This is a genomic window from Mesorhizobium sp. M0051 (assembly GCF_040323235.1).
GTDB lineage: Bacteria > Pseudomonadota > Alphaproteobacteria > Rhizobiales > Rhizobiaceae > Mesorhizobium.
Window position 1 is genome coordinate 133,423 of sequence record NZ_JAMYUT010000012.1, and the last position, 23,173, is coordinate 156,595.

Below are 23,173 nucleotides of genomic sequence, written 5' to 3' on the forward strand. Positions count from 1 at the left end.
CATGGACGTTACTGGACCTTGCCGGATTTCTGTAGCCTTCCTCGCGGAGATAGTTCGCGACAGCGTTCCTCACGTTACTTTCCCAAACCAATCAAGGTGGCGTCGAGAGATCCTGCCGGGTGCTGCTCTTTCTGCTGGGTGGTTGCAGACCCTCATAGAGCGACGATTGTGACCCCCGCCGCCGCCGGGATTATCACTCGAGCATCATACTCGTCATGAAGACGGACCCAATCGCCCAGAGTATGGGACGGCCCATTTTCATTGCGACCGAGCGGGGTCAGGTCGAGATAGCTGTATGTGCCGATCAGGTTCTCGCCGCCACGTCCTCGCACCTGGAAAGTGCAATAAATCTCGCCATTGCCATCTTTGTAGAAGACGGTCGCTCCAGCGCGGTCTCTCCCTGTCATCGCGACCTCTTCAAAATTGAACAACACCCTCCCCGAGGCGATCTGATCCTCCGTGAACGATACTTGGAAGTCGAAATTGAAATCGCTTCCGAATGACGACACCCAATCGAACTGCCAATTCATCCGCGCCTTGAAGTCCAGCAACTCAGTCAGAGGAGCGCGCGAGCATACGACCAGGGAGACATCGTGATGCATCAAATGCTGATTGGCGGCGTCGATGTGATCCGAAAGGAATGAACAGCCGGTGCAGCGATAATCCGCATTAGGCGGAAACATGAAGTGATAGACGATTAACTGGCTACGGCCCTCAAAGAGGTCAGCGAGCGATTTTCTTCCTTGGGTCGTAGTCGTATCGAACTCGTACGGCTTTTCGATCCGCAGCCAAGGCAGGGCTCGCCGGTCCGCCGCGAGTTGTTGACGCTGGTGCGTAAACGCCTTTTCTTTCTTGAAGTGCACCTTATGCGCTTCAAACCAGTCCCGGTAAGGCGCGATGATGTGATCCGTCATGTCGTCCTCCTTGTTCGCGCCGACGCGCGTTGACAGTCTCGTTGCTTGTCTGAAAGACGTTGTCGAAAGCCACGATCCGACACCAGCGGCGAGATTTCCACGGAAAAGAGCACAGGTGACAACACCGAACGCCGGTGGGCGTCTCGGAGATAGCGAAGACGGTGAAGTGCTCGCGGTTGCAAATCTACCGGACCCTCAAAGGGTCGTCAGAGGACGTCGCCTGAGGCGACCACTACACACGCAAAACCATCAAATCACCGCGTGACCCGAGCACCAGACAGCGGGGTTTCGGAGCCGTCCAGCGACTCCCCAAATCGGCAATAGTGCAAAATGTACGGTTCGCGGAATTATGGTACAGTTTGCCATCGTCTGCATTTGCCACGGGCGCAGGCGGCTGGGAGATGACAAGCGCTCTTGCCTTTATGGGAGGGCGCCATGGACCAGGAAGTTACCCAGAGCAGAAGCGAACTGTTAGGTCGCCTCAGCCAAGCCGATTTCGAACTCCTTCAGCCCTACATGCACAACCGACATCTTAAATTGAAGACTCCGCTGGAATCGGCTGCCGAGCCCATTGAGTGCGTCTACTTTCTCGAAAGCGGCATCGCATCTGTCGTGGCGAAAATTCGACCGGAAGCGAATGCGGAGGTAGGTATTATCGGCCGCGAAGGTATGACCGCCTGCGCCTTGGTCATGGGCGTCGACTGGGCAACCCACGATTGCTATATTCAGGTGACGAGTGAGGCGGTTGGCATCGACGCGGAGCCGTTCAAGGCTGCGCTGGAAAGCAGTCCAACTCTCCGGCTCTTGCTGCTTCGCTATGTTCACTACCTGCACATCCAGACCAGATCCACGGCGTTGATCAATGCCCGCGCGAGGCTGGAAGATCGGTTGGCTGCTGATGTGCGACGACCGGATCATCGGCGACGAAATCGCGATCACCCACGATTTCCTGGCGGTGATGCTTGGCGTCAGGCGTCCCGGCGTAACGATCGCCCTGCAACTGCTGGAAGGAGACGGGCTCATCAAGTCCCGCCGCGATGAAGTCACCGTTCGCGACCGAGAGGGCCTGATCGCTGCCGCTGGTGGCTTTTATGGCGAGCCTGAAGCAGAATATGCCCGGCTGCTCGGCAAATCCGGGCCACGGGTGGCGCCTCGATAGAAAGCTGGGTGGTCGGCGCTTCGAAGCATTGCCACGGCCCGCCGGTACAGGGCTGCACGTCCGGACGGCAAGCCAAAGTTCGCCTTCATCTAAGTGGCCGATTTGAAAGCGATCAAGCACCGCCGAAGCTATGAGCTCTGCTTGTTGGCTTGTGTGGTCGAAATTTCGCTCGGCACAAAGCCGGTCGAAGACCCGTTGGCAGATCTGCAAATCAGCGGGACAAAAGCAAGAATTGCCGAGCTGGTTCAACATCGAGCGCCTCCCAGTACGCACGTGCAAGAACGTTCCCTCAGAAACGATTTAGAGACCGCAAGCGGCGAGAGTCAATGAACGGTTAAGGGCGTACATTTCGTGGTAGGCCTCATCCAGAAGAATGGCCCCCGCAGCAAGTTTCGAGCATCGCCAGTTTTGATCAACGCCGCGCTTTTTCTATCTCTGGAACCCGCGCGAAGCCCCTTGAGAGTTAACTTGATGTCAAAAATCCTCGCAATGCCCACAGTTATCTCCCGCTCGCGGCCATCAGCGGGGACAATACGCTGCCAGTTCAACTGCGGACAGCTCGGCCGGATATGTTTTCGCTAGTCGGGCAAATCGCCTCGCTTTGGTTTTTCATTATCCAAAGCGGACAGCTTGCGCGTGGCCTCGTCAACTGCCACGCCAACCAGCGCGTCGAACTCCGGCACAGCCTCAATGTGACCGCCCGATGAGACGGACCTTCGGATCTGAAGCAGGAGAAACCTAGCATCGCGCAGGACGACGGACAGATCGTTATTGCCCATGGCTCGCCTCATCGCAGGACCAGTCGAGAGGCCGTCCGCAGGCCATCTTACCCAATGTACGCTACATCGCAAGAGATTTGTCGGAAACGTACAGAACTCGACAAGGTACAACGAGCTTCAGTCGATTTGGTTGCAGCCGCTGATTGCCCGCCATGCGATCTCAGGTGGCGAGGATCAGGTGATCCTGGCTTCCGCGTCGCTGAGGTTCTTGTTCTTGAGCATATAGAGCATGTGGTTGGCCTCCTTGAGCGCCTCCGCCAAACCGACGAGCGAGACACCTCCCAGCCCTATGTCCCGCCGCCGTCCCTGGACGACGACCCAGAGTATCCAGGCGCTTGGCGCCCGATGGGTCAACAACCAGATAAAGTCCATTTCCATCGGTGTATCTGCCGGGAGATAGCTTCTGCTTGAGCTGGAGAGCGCTAAGTTGCTTTTCCTGTGTGCTGGCCCTGACGCTTTATCGAAGATCGCGAACTCGCCCCAAAACGTAGACGGATTTGGTTGAACCTCAATCGACATCGCTGGACAGTTGAAACTTCATAACCGTTTGTTTTGATTGAAACACAGGGCATTAGAGGATGTCCCTGGCCACCGCATTGGCGGGCGCTCTCTCCGTCGCTTAGCAATACCTGCTCCGCGCTGGAAAATTGGAGGCGGCTGCGGTCGACTGAAACGCGGAGATATTTAAGAGGCTTTCGACCCTTCTTAGTGCTTCCAGCGGCAAAGGCGCTCACAGCTAGCTAATTTCATCAGGTATGAAGTCGCCTGTTTGGCGTTTCCACAAGCGCGCAAACGTTTCTCCCAACAGTGCGACAAATGACGCCTCGAACTGGGCGAGGCGGTCAGAACGTCAGAACCGTTGCCGTGGCAACTCAGACCTAGGTCCAGTCATTACGTGGACTAAGGTCCAGGGGAGGAACATTTTGAATTCAATCAAGTTCGGCGGGGCGGGGCAACGCACTCCATAGGAGCATTGAAACATGAGAACCAATTTCAAGATCGCCGCTGCTGCGGTTCTGCTGCTTGCCGGCGTCGGCGCAGCTGCAGCTCAGGACGTTGTGATCACGCCTGAACAGGACACGGTCGTAAGGGAATATGTTAAGAAGCAGCCGCTCGCTTCTGTGAAGGTTCCCGGTGTCGAACTCAATGTGGGTACGGCTCTGCCCGAAACCGTCGAGGTTCACGAAATCCCCAATGTCAAATATCGCTATGCGGTGATCGACAACCGAACCGTCCTTGTGGATCCGGGAACCCGAAAAATTGTTAAGGTCTACGATTGACGAACACGTAGCGCAACGTAGCACTCCTTACCCGTCCTATTGGCCCGTCACCGCTTCTAAGGTGGCGGGCTGCGGGCTTTGACACTCGGCCAGGACGAGGCACGCTGCAGGCGTGTTTCGACACCCTACAAAGTCGGCTTGACGAAACATTAGTGATCTCTAACTATTCGTGCTGCGGCAGACGATGCTAACCCCATCGTTGCTGAAGATCGGGATCTTCACCGGGCTCCCGATCGGCCCGCGCTTCCTGCAAGCGGCGCGGGCTTTGCTCTCGCATAGGAGATGCGATGCCCGACAAGCCGGGTCAGTCGGACTACCCGATCTTCTTGCCTTTCAGATGCCAGGTGTCGCTTGCGACTTGGAGCGATGCTTTCACTTGCTCGAACATCAGCGAAGCTAATCGTCCTGCCGGGACCGCTGTTGGGCCCGGCTGGCTGAACCACCCATGTGATCTCGGCAAGCGCATCAGGCACGCAAAGCTTCAGTGCACCAAGATGACCAAGTCTGGTGGCCTACCGGCATGTCGTTGAAGTCTCACCTTTACTGACCTACATGCGCGGTGCGTCGGATGTTTCCTCCCATCGTCCGGCGCGTTCCCCTCTGGAGGTTTTTGACCTTCATACTTGGCCGGACCTTTGGTCCGGCCTTTTTCTTGCGCGCGAGAAACGGGTAAACTGACGACGACGCCCAGCGCTGATTGGTGGGCGATCTCGCTGCCAGGATTGTGCAGTCTCGCGTTGTGCCGCTTCACCGGTGAAATGAGAACCATGATGACAGGCTGTCAAGCCCATGGCTTATCTTCGCCAGCCCGGCATGCGGAAGACTGATCCATGGCCGTTTTCTCGACCTGCCATTCTTCCCGCTCATTCGAAGGCAACGACAATTCGCCGCCCGCCTTTGCCGATATTTCCAAGTGTTCTGGAAGAATTGACTATGCTGGCTTGTCGAAGACCATAGGCAAACCACGTTTCGACGCCATCTCGACCACCAGTTCTTCGATTGCTTGATCGGAAAGGCGGGTCTGGAGTGTCGTACGAATCCGCTTGACCAGTTCATGCACCGGCAAAGGCGCGAGATCCTCGGCATCATCGAGGAACCGACTGACTTCGATCACAACGTCCGCATCGATGTCGCCCGGCAAATCTCGCATATGTTATCTCCGATCAACGCAAATATTGCCGTCTTCCTGGCGGTTGTCGAGTCAGGCAGATGAACATCGGGTTGTTTCCCATGGCGGCAGGACTCGGCGCTCTGCTTCGTCTGCACAAATCCCGGTCTCAGCTTCGTCTGCACAAATCCCGATCTCACTGTGCGACGGCGTGAGGCTCTGCTTCCCCAGTCACTCTGGGAGCCATTGAGGCTAATATCATCTGGACCTCAGTCGCTGCGTAGGATTTTCGCTTCTAACGCCGCTGAAACAAAGGCCCGTCTCGCTACCGGCGTCCGGGCTTCACCACGCAGAACCTGAAGGCATGCATCCATAGCCAGTTTTCGCTTCTTCGTCTGATGAGGGAAACTCCGCAGCAGGATCGTGGCTGCGTCGTTCACATCGAATACGACGCGCTCACCGTCATGCCGGCCAATTTGCACCACCACGGGCCGGACGAACCTGCTCGACATGCAATTACTCTCTCAGTTCCGACTTCGATCCCGGTCTTCGCGTATCATGACGTTGCGTCAATTCATACATGTATGGCTAAACTCGAAGAGAACTTGCAGTTGCTCAATCTCAACACAAATAGCCTGTGCAATTTCAGCAAGCCGCCATATCTCGGTGGGTTCCGGTTTTCTTGTGGACAGCGGATTCCGGAAGGTGAAGCGGCGCTGGTCCCGTGGGCGCACTTCCTGAAGCCCAAGCCTTCCCCTGGCTGTCAGCCCTGACGTGGCCGCTGCCGCAATGCCGGAGCTTCTGGGGCACGCGATCCGAGAGAGGAAGAGTGGGTGGAGGTTCGGGAGAGAGTCTCCCGGCGCCCGTCGAGGAGTGACAGCCATGACCCCGATGGAAATTCACACGCCCAAGCTAACGAGCGGGCCGGTTACAAGGTCGACGTCGGACGCTACCGCGTAGTCGGAAGCTTTCAGACTGGCTTTTCCAGGCCATCATTGCGCTCGGCAGGCTGCTTTAGAGCGTTTCAGCCTCCAAACGGCCACAACTTGTCCCGTTCCACCGGATGAACAGCGCATTCTGCCTATGAAGTCCTTGGCCGTCTTCAAACGCCAAAGTCTCGCAGCTAGCGTTGCAAGCTACCGCTTTCGTCGGCCCGCTCTTCGCCAAGGGCGGTGGGGGCTCTACAGGGGAGCATGCGGGTGGTCGGCCATGTTGCCAGAGCAAATCCTGCGCAGCTTTAATCACGGCCTTTCGGTTGTTGCCGTATTTTAGGATCAACTCCCAAGCCAGGTCCGTAGTCAAACCGTTCTTTGAAGCGAAATATCCGACCTGATGGTCGTGAATGGCACCATGCCAGAGCTTGTCATCGCCCATTCGAGCCTCCACTCTGTTCTGTTTGAGCTACGAGCGCTAGGATTCGCCCCCTCGCTGCTAAGCTATCGGCATATTAGCAATAGCTCAACTAAGACTGAAGTCCTGATGTTTATGCCGCGACGAACGGCGTCTTCGAGCACGGCGATTGCGCGGGCAGGTGGACGATCGGCGGCCGTCGAATCGCTTGAAACCATGGGAGATGCGGAACCCCTTGCGAAGCCGCACTGAACGAACCGAAGCTGCTTCGTGAAGAGACCGAACTGGTCTCGCTGTCGTTGCGGCTGCTTTTACAAAACTCAGCACGCTGCCGCGCTGTGAATAATCGCGCAACGCCAGTCCGTGGACCAGCGGTCGCGAAAGGCGGCTCAAGCAGCCAGACAACAAAACGCAGTCGCACCCTACGACAAAACTCGAGGTGGCCTCGAGGTTTGACTGGCAGCGCAAGATTAGTATATTAGATACTTATAATATTAATGGGCGCGAGCGATGCCAGAGGGAAAAAACGGCGAAGCCCCGTTATTGCTGGCGGCCTAGCGTGTCCTCACACCCCAAACCAGGGGTGCCAACGCCGTACCCGCTGCATGGCTGCACGCTCTACTCTATGGATCGAGGAGGCGTTGCAGGTGCGTCGAGGAGGTCAGGATCGGTAAAGTGACCCTAATGGGCAGGGGCCCTTACGAGCCGCTGTGCGACCCCAGCGGAGAATGGCTGGTTTGGGATGCCGTACGAGAGAACGTGGCCGAGTTCGGCGACTGCATTCTTCTTGGCCTCACACTGAGAGAGGCCCTGAGGTTCTCGACGGTGTTGAACAATATGATAGGGCCTTCGACCGGCGGAGGTTCACGATCCCCCCCGCACGGCAGGCGTGAGATTAGCCTGACATTTTGATGTAACGGCGATCAGCGCGGAGACAATGCGCAGACGATCTACGCTCACATGCTCGATTGTCTTTCCAAGTGACCGTCCAAGCCGACTGGCGCACGGGCTTAAGGTTGAACCGGGCAAGAGCCGGTGTCGCTGAAGCCGAAGGCATGGAACAGGCCCGGCGTCGCGACCATCGTCTCATACATGTCAATCCGATGATGGGGGCGTTTCACGAAGTCGAGTCACCAGCGGAAGGGACAGCACACAGAGTGCCGCCATCATGAGGAACCCGGGCGGGCCATAGGCTCCGTAAAGCTGACCTGAGACCCAGACGAGACCCGCGGTGGCCAGCCCCGGGCCGATCGCGTAAACGGCCTGCGCAGTGGCGGCAAGATGTGCGGGCACGCTGCTGGCGATAATACGCATACAGGCAAGATGCAGCAGGGCGAACGTAATGCCGTGAAGCGGTTGCACGAGCGCAAGCATCCAAATCGTCGCCGTTTCTGCTTCCACGACCCAGCGAAGAATTCCGGCCACCACGGCCAGAGCAGCGGCCCCGGCCACCCCAAGCCGGCGCAGCAGGATCGGCCCGACCACAACGAACACCACCACCTCCGCTGCGACGGCTTCCGACCAAAGTATGCTGCTCGCCGCCGTACCGACCCCGGCCGCTGTCCAGCGGATGACCGAGAAGGTGTCATGCATGGCATGGCTGCCATAGATCAGCGCCGCAATCACGACGATGCGCCGGAAAATCGCAAGACCGAGCAGCTCGCGCAGCCCGCCGATTACGCTTTGCCCGACAGGGTCCGCTGCCCGCTCGGCGCCGGTGTCTGATTCCGGCACCAGCGCGGCGGCAGCCAACGCGCCGGCGAGCAGCGCAGCGTACATCCATATGATCGCACCCAGTTCCAAAACTCCGAGCACCTGGCCTGCCACGAGAGTGCCAGCAACAAAGGCTGCTGATGCCGCACCCCGCACCCAACCATATTCAAAAACCGGCTCGCGCACCGATGCGCGCGCCGCAAGGGCGTCGGCGAGGGTCGTGATCGGTGCCAGCCCGGCTGACTGGGCCAGATAGACGACCAACAGAAGGAAGAGGCCTTGCACGGCGGCCAGCCCAAGCGTCGCCGCCACCGCGATCCCGATGCAGACCGCCAGGGTGATGCGCAGGGCGCCGAGAAGGTCTGCTATTCGATTGGCGAGCGGTCCGGCAATCAGCCGGGCTGCGTTGCCTAGCCCGAACAGAACGCCCAGCTCTTCAGGTGTTAGACCGCGCGCCTCAAAATACCGTGGCCAGAACGGGGACGCTGTCCCGAATGCAGCATACATTGCAGCATAGAGCGCTAAAAAGGCCAGCAGCGGGCGAAGGCGTGCCATGCCAAAGTTCTGCCACGAACGCGCATCGCGTTACAGGGGCAATTGGGATCTGGAGAATGATGCTTCCTGTGCGAATGGGGACCTCGGCGTTGATGATCCGATCCGCGACCATCACCCGCGACAAGCGTATTGCCGCGCCCACGCTGCTTGCCGCCGCCCACGAGGCTCTCTTTTAGCTCGCCTCCACGCCGTGCGCCGACATCGCCCAAATGGCAGCCGGAAATGAGGAGGGCGGTCTCCAGCACCATCGCCCGACGCATTCCTGATTGGGTAGAGGTAGGAAATGACGATTGCAATTTGGCAGGGGCATCGGCGTTGTTGCCCGGGCGACGATGGGATCATCGTCTTCGCGAGCGCTGAGGTTCGGTCGCACGACGTTATTCCTTTACCGCGCCCGTCATTGAGGAAACGTAGTACTCGACAAAGAATGAATAGAGCACCACCACCGGCAGCGAGCCGATCAGCGCGCCTGCCATCAGCGCGCCCCACTCATAGACGTCGGAACGAACCAGCTCGGTGAGCACGCCGACCGGTACCGTCTTCTTTTCCGACGATTGAATGAAGGTCAGCGCGTAAATAAACTCGTTCCAGGATAGCGTGAAGGCGAAGATGCCGGCCGAAATCAGGCCAGGTACTGACAGCGGCAGCACGATCTTGGTGAGGATCTGCCAGCGGCTCGCGCCGTCGATCAGAGCGCATTCTTCCAGTTCGAACGGGATCGAGCGGAAATAGCCCATCAGCAGCCAGGTGCAAAACGGGACGAGGAAGGTGGGGTAGGTGAGGATCAACGCGAACGGTGTGTCATAGAGGCCGAGGTTGAACACCATCAGCGACAGCGGGATGAATAGGATCGAAGGCGGCACAAGATAGGCCAGGAACACCGCGAGGCCGACCTGGCGCGCGCCCGAAAATCTCAGGCGTTCGATCGCATAAGCCGCCAGCACCGCTGCCAACAGCGACAGGAAAGTGGCGGCGGTCGAGATGATGATCGTGTTGAGCAGCCAGCCAGGATAGGAGGTCTCGAACAGCAGATAGCGTATGTGCTGCAATGTCGGATGAACCACCCAGAACGGATTGTGGTTCGCGTAGTCGGTCATCTCGGCATTCGGCTTAATCGCCGTGATCGTCATCCAGTAGAAGGGGAACAGGAGCACGATCATGAACACTAGTAGCGGCAGATAGACCGTCACCACCCGGCGCGGCAGGCTTTGCAGGTAGCCCATGCCGCCTTCGTCGGTGTCAATGCGCTCGGCTTGCTTGATCGCGGTCATGTCAGTCTCCGCCGCCTTGCTGCCATCTGCGCCGTTGCAAGCCGAAATAGCTGAACAGGATCGCCGCCAGCAGGAAGGGGATCATGGCGACGGCGATTGCCGCGCCTTCGCCGAGCTGGCCTCCGGCAATGCCGCGCTGGAAGGATAATGTCGCCATCAGATGGGTAGCATTTACCGGGCCGCCACGAGTGAGCACATAGATCAGTTGGAAATCGGTGAACGTGAACAATACTGAGAAAGTCATGGTGATGGCGATGATCGGTGTTAGCAGCGGCAGGGTCACGTGGCGGAACAATTGCCAGCGGCTGGCGCCGTCGAGGGTGGCGGCCTCATAGAGCGATTGCGGGATGGTCTGCAGGCCGGCGAGCAGAGTGATTGCGACGAATGGAATGCCGCGCCAGACATTGGCGGCTATGACCGAGGCGCGGGCATTGGTCGGGTCGCCGAGGAAGTTGATGCGATGGTCGATCAGTCCCATCTGCTGCAGCGCCCAGGACAGGATCGAGAACTGCGAATCGTAGATCCACCAGAAGGCGATCGCCGAAAGCACCGTCGGCACCACCCAGGGCAGCAGCACCACCGCGCGAAAGAACGACTTGAAGGGAAGGTTCTGGTTGAGGATGAGCGCCAGCCAGAGCCCGAGCACGAACTTCAGGATCGAGGCGCTGACCGTGTAGAGCAGCGTGTTGAAGACCGAGAGCCAAAAGACGCTGTCGCTCCACAGATATTCATAATTCTCGATGCCTATGAAGATGCCGGGGCGGCCGATGCGCGCATCGGTGAAACCGAGCCAGACGCCGAGCCCGAGCGGGTAGGTCAGGAAAACCAGCAGCAACGCCGCCGCCGGCAGCATGAAGCCGAATCCGAGGACATTGCGGCTTTCGGCCAGACGCGACAGGATCGACGGGCGCGGCCGAACCGCAGCGGAATTCACGGCCATGGGTGGCTCCTTGTGAAGTCTGGTTGCATGGCGGTGCAAGCCGCCGCCGAAACCGAGCCGGGCAGCGCGGTCGGCCGCCCGGCTCAGCTGTGGTCAAACGCGATAGTAGCGGTTGGCGCGCTTTTCCGCCTCTTCCATCGCTTCCTGCGGTGTGGCCTGGCCAGTCACGGCCTTGGCGAACATGTCGACCAGAACATAGTCGGCCATGGTGGCGGCCGAGGCGTAGCCGAGCGGCCCGGCATAGCCGTTGGGACGCAGCGTCTCCGAGGCCTTCGCGTAAGCCGCATTGTTCGGATCGGCCTTCCAGACGGGATTGTTGGCGAAGGCTTTGAGCGTCTGGCAACAGTAGCACGCCGAGGAGGTGATCCAGTCCGACATTTGCGGATCCTCGAACATGAACTGCAGATAGGCCTTCGCCGCGTTGGGGTAGGGCGTGTAGTTGAAAATGACGGCCGTGGTCACCTGGAACAGCTCGACGGATTTCCCGACCGGACCGATCGGCATGTTGGTCGTGCGCATGTCCTTGGCGATCTCGGTCAGCTTCGGATCCTTGTCTTTGTTGACCTTGGCGGTGTTGTAGACGGAAATCCCGTTGGCGATGACGCTCACTTCGCCGGCCAGGAAGGCGCGGTTGTTGTTGACGTCGAGCCAGCTCTCGGTCCCGGGAATGAAGGTCTTGTAAAGCTCCTGCGCATATTGGATCGCCTTGAGCGTCTCGGGGCTGTTGATCGTGACCTTGCCTTTCTCGTCAACCATCTGGCCGCCATGGCTCCACAGCAGCCAGTGCGCGTAGTTGTTGCCGTCGCCGACGCCATGGCCGTGGGTGAAGCCGGCCGGATGGCCTTTGGCCTTGAGTGCCTTGCACAGCTCGAGGAAGCCGGCCGTGTCCTTCGGAAACTCCGCGAAACCGGCCTCCTTCACCCAGCTTTCCCGGTAGACGATGGCGTTGCCGATGGTGGCCAGAGGCAGGCCGATGAACTTGCCCTCGTGCGCTGCATACTGTTTCGGCCCATCGTACCAGCCGCCATATTTCTTGCCGAGATAATCGCCCAGTTCCGTCACGTCGAGCAGCTTGTCGGGGTACTGGTGCGGATCGTCGAACCAGACAAACATCACGTCCGGACCGGAGCCGACATTGGCGGCGACCGCAGCCTTGGGGCGAATGTCTTCCCAGCTCTCCTTGTCGACGCGGACCTCCACCCCCGTCACTTCGGTAAACCGTTTGGTGTTTTTCAGCCACTGGTCCTCGTCGCCCTGCACGAAAGGCGACCAGCGCAGCAGCCTGAGCTTCGCGCCGTCCTCTGGTTTGTACTTCAAGCCCTCCTGAGCAAAGGCCGGGGAGCCGACGAACCGACTCCCCAAGGCGCCAGCGGCGGCGCCGGCGGTCGTGCGGATCACGTCGCGTCTGGTGAATTTCATGCTCGTTTCCTCCTGTCTTTCCTCGTTGCGTGTCGCTTACCGCTGCGGGGGCTGATCGATGCGCTTGCCGGTTTCGCCGTGAAAGAGATGAACGAGACCAGGCTCGACCGACAACCGGATGGTTTCTCCCGGCGCGAAGGAATGGCGTTCCCGGAAATTGGCCACGACGTCCTCGCCTCCCGCCGTCCGGCCGATGATCTGTACTTCCGAGCCGGTCGGCTCGATCACCACCACGGTGATCGGAATGCCATTGTCGTCCAGCCGCAAATGCTCGGGCCGTATCCCCAGCACGACGGGCTCGCCATTGCCGATGGAGGACAGCCCGGACAAAGGCACCGAAATCCCTCCTTCGCCCTCGAAGCGCTGCGTGCCTTCGGTCAGGATAGTTCCCTTGAGCATGTTCATGGCGGGAGAACCGATGAAGCTTGCGACGAACAGGTTGTTCGGCCGGTCGTAGAGCTCCAGCGGCGGCCCGATCTGCTCGACGATACCGTCATGCATGACCACGATCTTGTCGGCCATGGTCATGGCCTCGATCTGGTCGTGCGTGACATACACGGTCGTGGTCTTCAGCCGTTGGTGCAACTCCTTGATCTCGGCGCGCATCTGCACCCTGAGCTTGGCATCAAGATTGCTGAGCGGCTCATCAAACAGAAACACCTGCGGATTGCGCACGATCGCGCGGCCCATGGCGACGCGTTGACGTTGGCCGCCTGAAAGCTGCCGCGGATAGCGCGACAGCAGAGCAACCAACCCGAGGATTTCGGCTGCCCGCTTGACACCTGCATCGCTATGCGCCTTCGGAACACCCTTGAGCATGAGCGAGAACGCCATGTTCTCCGCAACCGTCATATGCGGATAGAGCGCGTAATTCTGGAAGACCATGGCCACGTCGCGTTCCTTCGGAGCAACGTCATTGACGATCCGGCTGCCGATCGAGATATGGCCGCGCGAAATCTTTTCCAGGCCGGCAATCATCCGCAGAAGTGTCGATTTCCCGCAGCCGGACGGTCCGACCAGCGTGACGAACTCGCCGTCTTCTATATCGACGCTGACACCATGCAGGACCTCGGTGGCCCCGAACGATTTGTAGACATCGCCAATCGCGACAGACGCCATCGAACTCCTCCCGATGGTCCCCTGCGAATGTCGCGGGGAGCCGTTTCTACCAGGTGTGGTTTGAAACGGATGCCGGCAGTGCGGCAATCCACCACTGGCGTCGGCGACGTCTGCCCCAGATCCCCCTGGGTCACGCGACTTTGAAACCGTAGCGCTACCAATTCCACCTGTAAAGCGGCCATGCACAGGGCGAAATCATGATCGTTAACCTGCAAGGACGGCTTGGCGGTAGGTCGGGTTCATGAGGGCTTTGAGGCGCTTACGCTTGAGCGAGGTCTTTGAAGGCTCGCGTCGCTCGATTTCGCTGCGTGATCCTTCCGACGCCTGGCGTGGAGGACCTCCGCGCGCCGGCCGCACATCTGTCATCTCCATTAATCCCAGCTCCGTCCTCAAAAGCACGAAGACGGCGCCTTTTCTTTCCGGACGGTCATGTGCCGGGAGATGGACCACGCCAACACCCTGGGGCCCTCGGCGTCGTCGTCGCGAAGAGATCAGCAAGCCAAAACCATGGCGGGCATCATCATTTCGACCCATCAAAATCTGCGGCAGGCGGCAGGCGGCAGGCGGCGGCGTGAGGCCTGGAGACAGAGGAGGGAGGGAGTTTCTAGACGGGTTTGGAGGTTCAGGGAGAGGCCCCGGGCCGCCCGTCACGGAGAACCAGACCATGGCAAAGAACGCCATTCAGAAGATCGCGATGAACGCCGCCGAGAATATTCCCTATGACAAGCTAATGCTGTCGCAGAAGAATGTTCGGCGCATCAAGGACGGCGTGTCGATCGAGCAACTGGCCGAAGACATTGGACGGCGGAAGCTGATCCAGAGCCTGAACGTTCGGCCCGTGCTCGACGGCGAGGGCGAGGAGACCGGCACGTTCGAAGTGCCCGCCGGCGGCCGGCGCTATCTCGCGCTCGGTATCCTCATCAAGCAGAAGCGCCTGGCCAAGAATGAGCTGATCCCGTGCATCGTCAACCGCAGGCACGAGACGTCGGCCGAAGAAGACTCGCTTGCAGAGAACCTGCGTCGTGCAGACCTTCATCCGCTCGACCAGTTTCGCGCGTTCAAGACACTCAGCGATCAGGGCCTCGATCCGGAAGAGATCGCCGCGCGCTTCTTCGTGTCGCCAGCCACGGTGACGCAGCGCTTGCGGCTGGCATCGGTCTCACCCAAGCTGCTCGACCTCTACGAGAAGGACGAAATCCGGCTCGAACAGATCATGGCCTTCTCGATCTCGGACGATCACGCGCGCCAGGAGCAGGTCTGGGAGCGAATTGCCAGCTCGCACATGCAGGAGCCGTACTACATCAGACGCCTGCTGACGGAGACGACGGTCCGGGCCGATGATCGCCGGGCCGTCTATGTCGGTGCCGGGGCCTATGAGGCGGCCGGCGGCGTCATCCTGCGCGATCTCTTCGAGCAGGATTCCGGCGGCTGGTTCCAGGATGCGGCGCTCCTCGAGCAGCTCGTCTTCGACAAGCTGAAGATGGATGCCGAGGCGATTCGCGCCGAAGGGTGGAAATGGGTCGAGGCGGCAATTAGCTTTCCCTACGGCCATACCTCCGGCATGCGGCGCATCTATGCCAAGGCGGAGGAACTCAGCGCCGGGGAGATCGAACGCTACGATGCGCTGAAGGCCGAATACGACAAGCTGGATGCGGACTATGCCAAGGCCGACGATGCCGACGAAGCGATCGAGGCGAAGCTCGACCAGCTGGGTGCCGAGCTCGATGCGATCGATGATCGTCCCCAAAGCTACGATCCCGCCCACAAGGCCATTGCCGGTGTGTTCGTGACCCTCGCTGCGAATGGTCAGCTTCAAGTCGATGCCGGTTTCGTGCGATCGGAGGACGAGCCGCGGACCGAAACCGGCGACGTCGATGAGGGCGAGGAAGGACGCGCCGACCGCGGAACCCGATCCAGTGGCGACGACTGTGGCGATGGTGTTGTCGTCAACGGCAATCCAGTGAACGACAGCGCTAGTGACGACAGCGAGGACGATGGCATCAAGCCGCTGCCTGATCGACTCGTCTTCGAGCTGACCGCGCAGCGGACGCTGGCACTGCGCAACGCACTCGCCGGTGACGTCGACATGGCCTTCGTCGCCGCACTCCACGCCTTCGTCCTGCAGGTCTTCTATCGCTTCGCGCCGGACACCTGCATTGAGATCAGCCTGAAGAGCGGCAGCTTCAGTCAGGTCGAGGGTCTTGCTGAGACGCCCTGGGCCAAGGAGATCGCCGAGCGGCACGAAGCGTGGGATCGCGATTTGCCCGATGAGGCAGAAGGCCTGTGGGACTTCCTTCTCGGCCTCGACGACGCAAGCCGCAAGGCGCTGTTGGCGCACTGCGTCTCGCTAACCCTCAATGCGGTGGTCGAACCCTGGAACAGGCGAGCGAAGGCGCTCCAGCATGCAGACATGCTTGGCCGCTCGCTCCAGTTCGACATGGTCAACGCCGGCTGGACGCCTTCGGTCGAGTTCCTCGGGAGGCTCACCAAAGCGCGGATTCTACAGGCTGTCAGTGAAGCTCGTGGCATAGAATCTGCGCAGCTGATCGACCACATGAAGAAGGACAGCATGGCGCGTGAGGCCGCCCGTTTTCTCGAAGGGTCCAACTGGCTTCCAGAGCCGCTGCGCGTTGAGGTCGATGAAATTGCTACCGATTCTGGCGATGCGGTCGCCGACGACATGTCGCACGAGTCAGCTCTCGACGGCGATGCCACCGAGCTGCCGGCCTTCCTCGCCGACGATGCGGATCCGTCCCGCGATGAGCCGGTGACCATCGACGGCGACAAGGCCGACCACCTCCAGACCGCCGAATAATCGGCCTCACGCTCGCACCGGGCCCGGCATTCCGCCGGGCCTTTCCGGCTGTAACTCACTCTCAAGCCCGGGACCGCCATAGCGTGCCCGGGCCCTCCTTTCACGGGGATCGACATGTTCGACTGGAACAGAAGTTGGTCAAATGAACCATCGACCGGGGTGACGTCCCGGCGGACGCCGATGAGAAAGCCAACTCTCCAGAGTTTCGCTCGCCGATGCAACGCTGGATTCGGACAGGTCGAATGGCATAGCGAGTTCAATGTTTACAACGATCAGCCGCCGACTGCGCTTACGCCCCGGATCTTCGCAAACCCGCAGCATGCTCACCGAAAAGGACGATCGCTGGTCACCCCTCACCATAGCGTCATGGTCCAAGACAGCAGGGTTCCTTGTCCAATGCATTGTCTGAATCGATTGCCGCCAATCGATTCACGACATTGATGGAAATTTGAGATGCCGTTCACAGCCATGGAAGGGCTGGGATCTCCTCCTCACCGATCCGCCAGGTCCACTCACCCATCTCCGGTCGGTTCGCGATCTTATCCTGCAACGAAGCCTCCAATGCTTCGTCCGCACCGGCCGGGACGACAAAGAGCGCTATCGGCTCGTCGCTGTTCTGGGGCAGAGCGTTGGCGATCGGCTGGTCCGTCTGCAGGTCATATCGCAATCCCTTCACGGTCTTCCCGCGAAGGCGGGCGAGCGCGTCAACGAGCCTCTTTTCCGGCACCGTCTCACGCGGCTGACGGGCCAACCAAGCAATCCGCGCAGGCAGCGGTCGGCCCTCGGGATCCGGCTGCCTTGACGGAACGCGATAGGCATTTCGCATATTGGCTCCGATCAGCAGTATGCTCGGCGCAAGAGCACGGGAGAAAAGTCATGTCCCGAGAGCGTGACGTGCGTATGTGGCGCGAGGCCGGCAAGCTTGCGGAATCTGGCGACTACGAAGGGTGGCAGGTCATCGAATGGGAGCTTCGCAAAAGAGGATTCCCACGCGCCAAGCTATTGCTTGATAACGATCGGATCCGCGACAAATTGGATCAGCTCTGCAAGAGCGCACAGGCGAAACGCGCCTATCCCAACCGGACCTAATGGCCAGAAGCGCCCCCGCCACTGTGATTGGCAATGCGTCCGCGGCATGCGCATTGCGACGAGTCTAACGATCTGCGAAACCAAGAGGCGGCTCTGGTTTCGGCATCGCTTTGCTCAGATCGAAATTGCGAGGCAGCTGAACCTGGGTGTTCGCAATCGCCGTCGTGGTCGTCCTGTCAACCGGTACGATTATCACCATCCGGACCTGTTGTTCAGGCCACAGTGGTTTTCCGAAAAGGAAGAGCACAACGGTAACAACGCAGATCAGGAGAAGCGTTGCAAACGTGTTCGCGATGATCTCACCAGGCAGCATCCGACCTCCAATGAGAGCACCCGCCACTCGGGGACATACAATGACGGGCGCTCAACAACCGACGATGAAGGGACTCATGTTCGCCGGCAGGCATTCAATGAGTGACCGACCCTGATGTTTCGCGCTTGGGACTTTTGCCGTTCAGCACAGGACTTAAGTCGCAATCTCACCGACGGCATGGCTACCTCCAAACGCGATAGAGCTCTCGGATTTGCTCATTTGCTTCATCGGCGAGGACAGTTTTCCGTTCCATTAGCAGTTGATGAAATTTGTCGGAACCTTCGGCCCGTTACGCTGTTCTGCGGGAGGTCAGTGGCGGGAAGGGTCGTTGTGCAAATCCTTACATCAGAGCAGTCGCGAGCAGCACGGGCCCTCTTGAACTGGTCTCGTGCGCGACTAGCCGGCAGGTCCGATGTCAGCGAAGACACGATCCGCGAGTTTGAGAATGGCAACAGGGTTCCACGTGCCGGCAACCTCGCTCGCATTCGACGAGCTTTGGAAGCTGCAGGTGTGATCTTCACCGCTGAAGGGCTATCGCTGGCCAATCTCTCGGAAGATGCTGTCCGACGTAATCGGTTCAAGGACGTTGGGCCGCATTCGGCAGAAGCCGGTCGAGCGCAACAATCACAAGGGCGGAATGAAGGGACGAGCCCTACCGATTTGCTTGATCCTTTGCCACGACGTTGAAAAGTACAAGGCTTATCGTCGCGCGGCCGATATTTCGAGGTTCAGTCAATGCCGGGTCTTGCCGTCAACATCTTTGATGGCCTGGGTCCGGTGGCCGTCGAACTTCGTGGCCCCGGCCATCGCCCTTGGCTGCTCGACCAGCTCCGGCTCAATCGGACGAATGAAGGACAACCGGACGCCGCCAGCGGAGTTAGGCACGTACAAGCACTCCAGCCAACAATTTGCTGATATCGCACAGCCATAAGCGTTCCGTTAGCACTTGCTGAAAAAGCAATGCGGAACATTCCTGCCGCGTCGCTGTTTTCCTCACCAGGAGGAACAGCGATGGGCGACCACAAATACAAGCGAGATTTCCGGGACCGCGATCGCGTGTCCGCGGACGAGGATTATGAGGTCCGCTACTTCGCCAAGCAGCACCGAATTACGCCCGAGCAGGTTCGGGAACTGATCGGCGAGCATGGCAACGACCGCAAAACCTTGGCGCATGAGGCCAGGAAGCTGCGAGGGTGACGAAGCTTTCCGATTTGGGGCCGCCGATCATCGGCAGTCGGCATGGGAAAGAGCCAGCCGACGAGCGCGACCATTTCCACACGTGCCCGGTGTGTGGCCAGGCGGTCGACCGGCGCGACCTCCGACAAGTGCTCTGGCACGAGCAGCCGTGGCACAAGCCGCTCGATCCAGACGCCTAGCGGTCAGCGCTCGTCGTCGCCTGAAATTCGACGATACCGGAAGTGATTTCGAATGTGGTCGTTGAAAAAGCGGCCCTTGGCGAAGGCTGCCCGGAACGCCGCAAAAGTCTCCGGCGGCACACCTTCAAACTCGTAGCGCTTGCCACTGGCGACAAACCACACGGACAAGACACGGCTCTCCGGATCATAGTCTGTTTTGCTTATCGAGGTGGAGGGCATAGACCCTTGCTCTTTTTACGAAACCACGCGCCTGTGCATCAACTTCGCGATTGCATTAACGTTCCTCGGCGCGTTGTTTGGACTACAGCATTTGGGCGCATTCTCCCCCGGCAGAAGGGCTTGCACAGATCACGGCACGACACCCGTTCGACAAGTGGCGCAACCGCACAAGTGCCAAGCGCTTCGTGCACCCAACGATTGGTGAGCGTGCCGGGACCATCGCCGCAGCCGGCGCGCTGGCCCTTCAAGCGGCCATGCAGAACGGCGACAGCCTGCCCGAGTTCAACGTGTCGAACTTGATCGGGCGAAGCCGGAACCGATCATTGGCATCGCCTCCGTCGTCGACGGCGGCACGATCGACGTCCATGGGCAGCGCATCCGCTTCAACGGCATCGATGCGCCGGAGAGCAGGTAATACTGCCATGGCGCCAAGGAATTGAGAATAGCCGTGCGGCCGGCGATCGGTAGGAGCGGTCGACGCGTTCCGCCTCGATACCCATGCAGTGCACGTTCGTAACCCGGCCTCACTATTGCCGTTTAGTCGGAGAGTCCCGGCGCGCAGACGGGGCCAGCGGGCGGCATGGATGGTCCAGCATGGCCAGTCACTCGATTGGCACGCTATAGCCACGGCGCCTACGCGGAACAGCAGGCGAAGCCCAAGCGGCAAAGCTCGGCATTCGGATTGGGACATTCCGTCCGACGCTCAAGGCGGTAGCGGCGGCATATCGCCTTCGCCGACCCGCCACACCCAGGAGCCGATCTCGGGACGCGCGGCCATCATTTCCTCAAGCGACGCTTCGAAGGTCTCGTGCGCTCCGGCCGGAACGACAAAGAGCGCTATCGGCTCGTCCCTGTTCTGGAGCAGTGCGTTGGCGATCGGCTGGTCGGTTTGCAGGTCGTAGCGCAATCCCTTCACGCTTTTCTCGCGAAGGCGGGCGAGCGCGTCGACGAGCCTTTTCTCCGGGATCGTCTCGTAAGGAATCCAGTTCTCGGACACCACCATCAACGCGACCTCCTCGACAATGGCGAGGCCGGCCGCGTTCAGTCCAAACGTCGCGATCGCCATCAAATGTGAACTGGAATCCGCTCCCCACAGTGACAATTCTTTCTCGAAACGCATCTGCAAACGCCGATCCAATGCATTGTCGATGTAAAAGGGAAAGCCGGGCAAATGTCTGATGACAAGTTTCTGACCGGAGCGGGCAGAAACAATCTCTTTCACCTCGCCGACCAGAACGAGTAACTTTCGTGGGCCGGATTTCGGCGGGAGCGCCATGCCGAGAGCCGCATTGCGACGATGTTCGATCGCTTGCCTGTTCTCGGCGCGAAACGGCTCGGGCACGAACAGGATATCCGCGAGGCGTCCGCCCCTCACCGTCATTTGCCCGGCAGCCTCGATCAGATGCCAGCGGACATTCCACCAATGTCGCTTGCCGGCCCATCGGGATGTCCAGACGGTCAATTCGGCCTCGTGCCAGAGATAATGAAGGAGGCCACGCAGCGACATCTTCCTGGGGTCTCCGGTTGCACTGGCGGAGCTCTTGCCAGCAGGCTCGGATGCTACTCGGCTCCCTGTCTTCGACAGGCTGAAGTCCAGTTTGAGGGCCGCCAAGCCACTTTGCGGATCGAGCTGGATCGCGCTGCCCATCAAGGCGCCCAGGCCGGACAGTTCGTAAGGCGATTCGTAGGAATCGCAGGAGGGATCATGCCCGCCGCCGCTGAGCGGCATGCGCTTGATCAGGTGAAGGCCGCCGATGCGGGCGATGTACATCGGGCAGCCCGGCTCGCGGCACAGGCATAGCGGGCGCTCGGTGCGGGCATGGGCGTTCGCCAGCGCCGCCTGCAGGTCAGGCGCTCCCTCCTCGTAGACCTCACTGCCAATTCTGAACCGTCGCATCACCTCCGCAGCTCCAGGTCGCCGCCGCATCCCTGTGCGCGCATTCAAGTCATGGCTTTGCGCAGAGTGCAACCCGTTTGGTGCATCGGCGCGAGAGGCAGAGGGGAGCCGGGAGCAGTGCGGCCCGGCTGGCGCGCAGAGAGTGCCGGCGCGGGCGCCACTCCCCTCTCGCGAAGGACATCTCCATGAACATTGTTTCGACCACACCGGCCGTTGCCCGGACTGCTGCTCCCCTCGACGCGCCGACGCCTGCCTCCATCACCAATGCCCAGGCAATCCATCAGGCGGGAACGCTGGTTTTGCCTTTCCTCGAACACGGCAAGCCTGTCACCACCGCCGCACTGCGCACCGCCATGACGACAAGTTTTGGCGGCAGCGATGCGCAAGGGTCCTGGGTCTGGAAAGACGCCTATGAGGCGCTCGAAACCGCCCAGGTGCTGTTTCTGCGCCGGTTCGGCCCTCCGATCCTGTCCCGGTCGACCACGCCGCGGGCAACGCTGGCGATGATGAAGCGCATCGCCGAACTTCTTCCCACCCATACGCGACGCTCCGAAATCCCCGTCTCGCGCTACGACGCCGCCCATATCGACGATCATCTCGCGCTTTGAGGGAAGGCGATCATGACCGGCTCGGCCTCCGAGCTGGCGCGCCGCCTTGGCGAACACGCCGAGGCAGTGTGCCGCGAATATCTCTCCAACGGCCATCGCTCCGGCAATCACTGGATCGTCGGCGATGTCCGCAACACGCGCGGTCGCTCAATGCATGTGCGGCTGAGGGCAAACGCCAATGGCCCGGCGGGTAGGTGGGTCGACGAGGCGACATCTGAATTTGGCGATCTGCTCGATGTCATCCGTGAAAGTTGCGGCCTCGTCGACTTCCGTGACATCGCGGATGAAGCGCGTCGCTTTCTCTCTATGCCGCCGCCACCGCCCCAAGCTCCTGGCGCGCAACGCCAGCCTGCCGCGGCACCCGCCTCGCCTGACGCCGCGCGTCGCCTGTTCGCCATGTCGCAGCCGATCGCCGGCACGTTGGCCGAACGATACCTCGCCGGCCGCGGCATCCTGCTTTCCGCGCATGAGCCCGCGCTGCGCTTCCATCCCGGCTGCTACTACAGGGATCTCGTAACGGGCGAGACGCAGACTCTTCCTGCGCTCATTGCCGCTGTCACCAGCCTCGACGGGCAGATCACCGGCCTACAACGCACCTGGCTTGATCCTTCGGGTCAGGGCAAGGCGCAACTCGCGGATCCACGCCGCTCGCTGGGGGATCTCCTTGGCAACGGCATCTGGCTAGGCCACTTGCCCGGAGCGCCCGTCCCGGTCATGGCCGCGGGCGAGGGGCTCGAGACGATCGCCTCGCTACGGACTGTGATGCCGGTGCTGCCGGTGGCCGCGGCCACCTCGGCCAATCACCTTGCCGGCCTGAGGCTTCCCCCCGGCTGCCGCCGCCTCTACATCGCGGCCGACGCTGACGCCGCCGGCCGGCACGGCATCGAACGTCTCAGCCAGCGCGCAGGCGAGTCAGGAATCCTCGCCCTGGTGTTGCGGCCGCAGCTCGGCGACTTCAACGACGATCTGCGCCATCTCGGCCCAGCTCATCTCGCCGCATGGCTAAGCGATCAGCTCGTCCCGAATGATGCCCGTCTCTTCCTGCCACCAGGATGAACGGGCGGGGCCGGCAGGCGGGCACGGTCGGCGTCACCGGAAGCCTTGCAGGCATGGCGACGGTCCGCCGGAGAGGCTGCGCCCGCGGCCTGCCCGAGAGGCGACCCCTGCCACCCTCCGGTCACGGCCGCAACGGCTGCGCCGTCCTCCGCTCGCGCTTCGGCCTTCGGTGCGGCCCGCGCCCGCGGCGCGG

General features: G+C 60.4%; 26 protein-coding genes. 10 read left to right on the plus strand and 16 right to left on the minus strand.

Translation table 11 applies throughout. From position 1 onward, the window contains the following. Positions 1-152: 152 nt before the first annotated feature. Both NKJ90_RS15070 and NKJ90_RS15075 read right to left on the minus strand, forming a co-directional pair. The gene (locus NKJ90_RS15070) at positions 153-914 is read right to left on the minus strand and encodes a DUF899 domain-containing protein (protein WP_352486261.1); all 762 of its coding nucleotides are present in this window, start codon (positions 912-914) and stop codon (positions 153-155) included. Between the two features lie 471 nt (positions 915-1,385). Continuing rightward, positions 1,386-1,853 (minus strand): hypothetical protein, encoded by a 468-nt coding sequence (locus NKJ90_RS15075; protein WP_352486301.1) that lies wholly within the window; start codon positions 1,851-1,853, stop codon positions 1,386-1,388. On the opposite strand from NKJ90_RS15075, the gene NKJ90_RS15080 reads away from it, so the two are divergent. After that, complete coding sequence (locus tag NKJ90_RS15080) at positions 1,813-2,073, plus strand: helix-turn-helix domain-containing protein (protein WP_352486298.1); 261 nt, start codon at positions 1,813-1,815, stop codon at positions 2,071-2,073. The genes NKJ90_RS15075 and NKJ90_RS15080 overlap by 41 nt on opposite strands. A 578-nt stretch (positions 2,074-2,651) precedes the next feature. On the opposite strand, the gene NKJ90_RS15085 is transcribed toward NKJ90_RS15080, so the two are convergent. Next, on the minus strand, positions 2,652-2,852 hold the full coding sequence (locus NKJ90_RS15085) for a hypothetical protein (RefSeq protein ID WP_023761775.1): 201 nt from the start codon (positions 2,850-2,852) through the stop codon (positions 2,652-2,654). 174 nt (positions 2,853-3,026) lie between these two features. After that, entirely contained in the window at positions 3,027-3,230 is a 204-nt protein-coding gene (locus tag NKJ90_RS15090) for a hypothetical protein (protein WP_352486262.1), read from the minus strand. A 602-nt stretch (positions 3,231-3,832) separates the two neighbouring features. Here NKJ90_RS15090 and NKJ90_RS15095 point away from each other — a divergent pair. Beyond that, positions 3,833-4,132 (plus strand): DUF1236 domain-containing protein, encoded by a 300-nt coding sequence (locus NKJ90_RS15095; protein ID WP_352486263.1) that lies wholly within the window; start codon positions 3,833-3,835, stop codon positions 4,130-4,132. A gap of 931 nt (positions 4,133-5,063) precedes the next feature. Here NKJ90_RS15095 and NKJ90_RS15100 read toward each other — a convergent pair. The 8 genes from NKJ90_RS15100 to NKJ90_RS15135 all read right to left on the minus strand — a co-directional run bounded on the left by NKJ90_RS15100 (position 5,064) and on the right by NKJ90_RS15135 (position 13,607). Next, positions 5,064-5,282, minus strand: coding sequence for a hypothetical protein (locus NKJ90_RS15100; protein ID WP_352486264.1), 219 nt, complete (start codon positions 5,280-5,282; stop codon positions 5,064-5,066). A gap of 227 nt (positions 5,283-5,509) precedes the next feature. Continuing rightward, positions 5,510-5,752, minus strand: coding sequence for a DUF982 domain-containing protein (locus tag NKJ90_RS15105; RefSeq protein ID WP_352486265.1), 243 nt, complete (start codon positions 5,750-5,752; stop codon positions 5,510-5,512). 502 nt (positions 5,753-6,254) lie between these two features. After that, positions 6,255-6,614, minus strand: coding sequence for a hypothetical protein (locus tag NKJ90_RS15110; protein WP_352486266.1), 360 nt, complete (start codon positions 6,612-6,614; stop codon positions 6,255-6,257). A gap of 1,071 nt (positions 6,615-7,685) precedes the next feature. Next, positions 7,686-8,858, minus strand: a complete 1,173-nt coding sequence (locus NKJ90_RS15115) for an MFS transporter (RefSeq protein ID WP_352486267.1) — start codon at positions 8,856-8,858, stop codon at positions 7,686-7,688. A gap of 377 nt (positions 8,859-9,235) precedes the next feature. Next, positions 9,236-10,129 (minus strand): carbohydrate ABC transporter permease, encoded by an 894-nt coding sequence (locus NKJ90_RS15120; protein ID WP_352486268.1) that lies wholly within the window; start codon positions 10,127-10,129, stop codon positions 9,236-9,238. Position 10,130: 1 nt separating this feature from the next. Further along, positions 10,131-11,069 (minus strand): carbohydrate ABC transporter permease, encoded by a 939-nt coding sequence (locus tag NKJ90_RS15125; RefSeq protein WP_023761783.1) that lies wholly within the window; start codon positions 11,067-11,069, stop codon positions 10,131-10,133. Positions 11,070-11,162: 93 nt separating this feature from the next. Further along, positions 11,163-12,488 carry an ABC transporter substrate-binding protein gene (locus NKJ90_RS15130; protein ID WP_352486269.1) on the minus strand — a complete coding sequence of 442 codons (1,326 nt, stop codon included), beginning with the start codon at positions 12,486-12,488 and terminating at the stop codon, positions 11,163-11,165. 36 nt (positions 12,489-12,524) lie between these two features. Then, complete coding sequence (locus tag NKJ90_RS15135) at positions 12,525-13,607, minus strand: ABC transporter ATP-binding protein (RefSeq protein WP_352486270.1); 1,083 nt, start codon at positions 13,605-13,607, stop codon at positions 12,525-12,527. A 664-nt stretch (positions 13,608-14,271) separates the two neighbouring features. Between NKJ90_RS15135 and NKJ90_RS15140 the strand changes: the two genes are divergently transcribed. Then, the gene (locus NKJ90_RS15140) at positions 14,272-16,422 is read left to right on the plus strand and encodes a ParB/RepB/Spo0J family partition protein (protein WP_352486271.1); all 2,151 of its coding nucleotides are present in this window, start codon (positions 14,272-14,274) and stop codon (positions 16,420-16,422) included. A gap of 460 nt (positions 16,423-16,882) precedes the next feature. On the opposite strand, the gene NKJ90_RS15145 is transcribed toward NKJ90_RS15140, so the two are convergent. Beyond that, the gene (locus tag NKJ90_RS15145; RefSeq protein WP_352486272.1) at positions 16,883-17,173 is read right to left on the minus strand and encodes a DUF1173 family protein; all 291 of its coding nucleotides are present in this window, start codon (positions 17,171-17,173) and stop codon (positions 16,883-16,885) included. Positions 17,174-17,298: 125 nt separating this feature from the next. Here NKJ90_RS15145 and NKJ90_RS15150 point away from each other — a divergent pair, with 125 nt between their 5' ends. The 5 genes from NKJ90_RS15150 to NKJ90_RS15170 all read left to right on the plus strand — a co-directional run bounded on the left by NKJ90_RS15150 (position 17,299) and on the right by NKJ90_RS15170 (position 19,200). Next, on the plus strand, positions 17,299-17,511 hold the full coding sequence (locus NKJ90_RS15150) for a hypothetical protein (protein ID WP_352486273.1): 213 nt from the start codon (positions 17,299-17,301) through the stop codon (positions 17,509-17,511). 46 nt (positions 17,512-17,557) lie between these two features. Beyond that, positions 17,558-17,929, plus strand: a complete 372-nt coding sequence (locus tag NKJ90_RS15155) for a hypothetical protein (RefSeq protein WP_156938610.1) — start codon at positions 17,558-17,560, stop codon at positions 17,927-17,929. Between the two features lie 72 nt (positions 17,930-18,001). Beyond that, positions 18,002-18,511 (plus strand): helix-turn-helix domain-containing protein, encoded by a 510-nt coding sequence (locus NKJ90_RS15160; protein WP_352486299.1) that lies wholly within the window; start codon positions 18,002-18,004, stop codon positions 18,509-18,511. Between the two features lie 324 nt (positions 18,512-18,835). Then, the gene (locus NKJ90_RS15165; RefSeq protein ID WP_023761792.1) at positions 18,836-19,021 is read left to right on the plus strand and encodes a DUF3606 domain-containing protein; all 186 of its coding nucleotides are present in this window, start codon (positions 18,836-18,838) and stop codon (positions 19,019-19,021) included. Next, positions 19,018-19,200 carry a hypothetical protein gene (locus NKJ90_RS15170; RefSeq protein ID WP_023761793.1) on the plus strand — a complete coding sequence of 61 codons (183 nt, stop codon included), beginning with the start codon at positions 19,018-19,020 and terminating at the stop codon, positions 19,198-19,200. The genes NKJ90_RS15165 and NKJ90_RS15170 overlap by 4 nt, the downstream gene beginning before the upstream one ends. Positions 19,201-19,203: 3 nt before the next feature. Here the strand turns inward: NKJ90_RS15170 and NKJ90_RS15175 are convergent, their stop codons facing one another. From NKJ90_RS15175 to NKJ90_RS15185, 3 genes are all read right to left on the minus strand, one after another. Beyond that, complete coding sequence (locus NKJ90_RS15175; protein ID WP_023761794.1) at positions 19,204-19,419, minus strand: KTSC domain-containing protein; 216 nt, start codon at positions 19,417-19,419, stop codon at positions 19,204-19,206. 244 nt (positions 19,420-19,663) lie between these two features. Beyond that, positions 19,664-19,786 carry a hypothetical protein gene (locus NKJ90_RS15180; RefSeq protein ID WP_280948961.1) on the minus strand — a complete coding sequence of 41 codons (123 nt, stop codon included), beginning with the start codon at positions 19,784-19,786 and terminating at the stop codon, positions 19,664-19,666. Between the two features lie 336 nt (positions 19,787-20,122). Further along, positions 20,123-21,316, minus strand: coding sequence for a DUF1173 domain-containing protein (locus NKJ90_RS15185; RefSeq protein ID WP_352486274.1), 1,194 nt, complete (start codon positions 21,314-21,316; stop codon positions 20,123-20,125). A 185-nt stretch (positions 21,317-21,501) separates the two neighbouring features. Here NKJ90_RS15185 and NKJ90_RS15190 point away from each other — a divergent pair, with 185 nt between their 5' ends. Then, on the plus strand, positions 21,502-21,924 hold the full coding sequence (locus NKJ90_RS15190) for a hypothetical protein (RefSeq protein WP_352486275.1): 423 nt from the start codon (positions 21,502-21,504) through the stop codon (positions 21,922-21,924). Between the two features lie 12 nt (positions 21,925-21,936). Next, on the plus strand, positions 21,937-22,980 hold the full coding sequence (locus NKJ90_RS15195) for a DUF7146 domain-containing protein (protein WP_023761798.1): 1,044 nt from the start codon (positions 21,937-21,939) through the stop codon (positions 22,978-22,980). Positions 22,981-23,173: the final 193 nt, after the last annotated feature.

Excerpts from the sequence above, each read along its gene's own strand:
- NKJ90_RS15070 (WP_352486261.1), bottom strand. The coding sequence starts at position 914 with ATGACGGATCACATCATCGCGCCTTACCGGGACTGGTTTGAAGCGCAT.
- NKJ90_RS15080 (WP_352486298.1), top strand. The coding sequence starts at position 1,813 with ATGTGCGACGACCGGATCATCGGCGACGAAATCGCGATCACCCACGAT.
- NKJ90_RS15085 (WP_023761775.1), bottom strand. The coding sequence starts at position 2,852 with ATGGGCAATAACGATCTGTCCGTCGTCCTGCGCGATGCTAGGTTTCTC.
- NKJ90_RS15090 (WP_352486262.1), bottom strand. The coding sequence starts at position 3,230 with ATGGAAATGGACTTTATCTGGTTGTTGACCCATCGGGCGCCAAGCGCC.
- NKJ90_RS15095 (WP_352486263.1), top strand. The coding sequence starts at position 3,833 with ATGAGAACCAATTTCAAGATCGCCGCTGCTGCGGTTCTGCTGCTTGCC.
- NKJ90_RS15100 (WP_352486264.1), bottom strand. The coding sequence starts at position 5,282 with ATGCGAGATTTGCCGGGCGACATCGATGCGGACGTTGTGATCGAAGTC.
- NKJ90_RS15105 (WP_352486265.1), bottom strand. The coding sequence starts at position 5,752 with ATGTCGAGCAGGTTCGTCCGGCCCGTGGTGGTGCAAATTGGCCGGCAT.
- NKJ90_RS15110 (WP_352486266.1), bottom strand. The coding sequence starts at position 6,614 with ATGGGCGATGACAAGCTCTGGCATGGTGCCATTCACGACCATCAGGTC.
- NKJ90_RS15115 (WP_352486267.1), bottom strand. The coding sequence starts at position 8,858 with ATGGCACGCCTTCGCCCGCTGCTGGCCTTTTTAGCGCTCTATGCTGCA.
- NKJ90_RS15120 (WP_352486268.1), bottom strand. The coding sequence starts at position 10,129 with ATGACCGCGATCAAGCAAGCCGAGCGCATTGACACCGACGAAGGCGGC.
- NKJ90_RS15125 (WP_023761783.1), bottom strand. The coding sequence starts at position 11,069 with ATGGCCGTGAATTCCGCTGCGGTTCGGCCGCGCCCGTCGATCCTGTCG.
- NKJ90_RS15130 (WP_352486269.1), bottom strand. The coding sequence starts at position 12,488 with ATGAAATTCACCAGACGCGACGTGATCCGCACGACCGCCGGCGCCGCC.
- NKJ90_RS15135 (WP_352486270.1), bottom strand. The coding sequence starts at position 13,607 with ATGGCGTCTGTCGCGATTGGCGATGTCTACAAATCGTTCGGGGCCACC.
- NKJ90_RS15140 (WP_352486271.1), top strand. The coding sequence starts at position 14,272 with ATGGCAAAGAACGCCATTCAGAAGATCGCGATGAACGCCGCCGAGAAT.
- NKJ90_RS15150 (WP_352486273.1), top strand. The coding sequence starts at position 17,299 with ATGTCCCGAGAGCGTGACGTGCGTATGTGGCGCGAGGCCGGCAAGCTT.
- NKJ90_RS15155 (WP_156938610.1), top strand. The coding sequence starts at position 17,558 with ATGCGCATTGCGACGAGTCTAACGATCTGCGAAACCAAGAGGCGGCTC.
- NKJ90_RS15160 (WP_352486299.1), top strand. The coding sequence starts at position 18,002 with ATGGCTACCTCCAAACGCGATAGAGCTCTCGGATTTGCTCATTTGCTT.
- NKJ90_RS15165 (WP_023761792.1), top strand. The coding sequence starts at position 18,836 with ATGGGCGACCACAAATACAAGCGAGATTTCCGGGACCGCGATCGCGTG.
- NKJ90_RS15175 (WP_023761794.1), bottom strand. The coding sequence starts at position 19,419 with ATGCCCTCCACCTCGATAAGCAAAACAGACTATGATCCGGAGAGCCGT.
- NKJ90_RS15180 (WP_280948961.1), bottom strand. The coding sequence starts at position 19,786 with ATGGACGTCGATCGTGCCGCCGTCGACGACGGAGGCGATGCCAATGAT.
- NKJ90_RS15185 (WP_352486274.1), bottom strand. The coding sequence starts at position 21,316 with ATGCGACGGTTCAGAATTGGCAGTGAGGTCTACGAGGAGGGAGCGCCT.
- NKJ90_RS15190 (WP_352486275.1), top strand. The coding sequence starts at position 21,502 with ATGAACATTGTTTCGACCACACCGGCCGTTGCCCGGACTGCTGCTCCC.
- NKJ90_RS15195 (WP_023761798.1), top strand. The coding sequence starts at position 21,937 with ATGACCGGCTCGGCCTCCGAGCTGGCGCGCCGCCTTGGCGAACACGCC.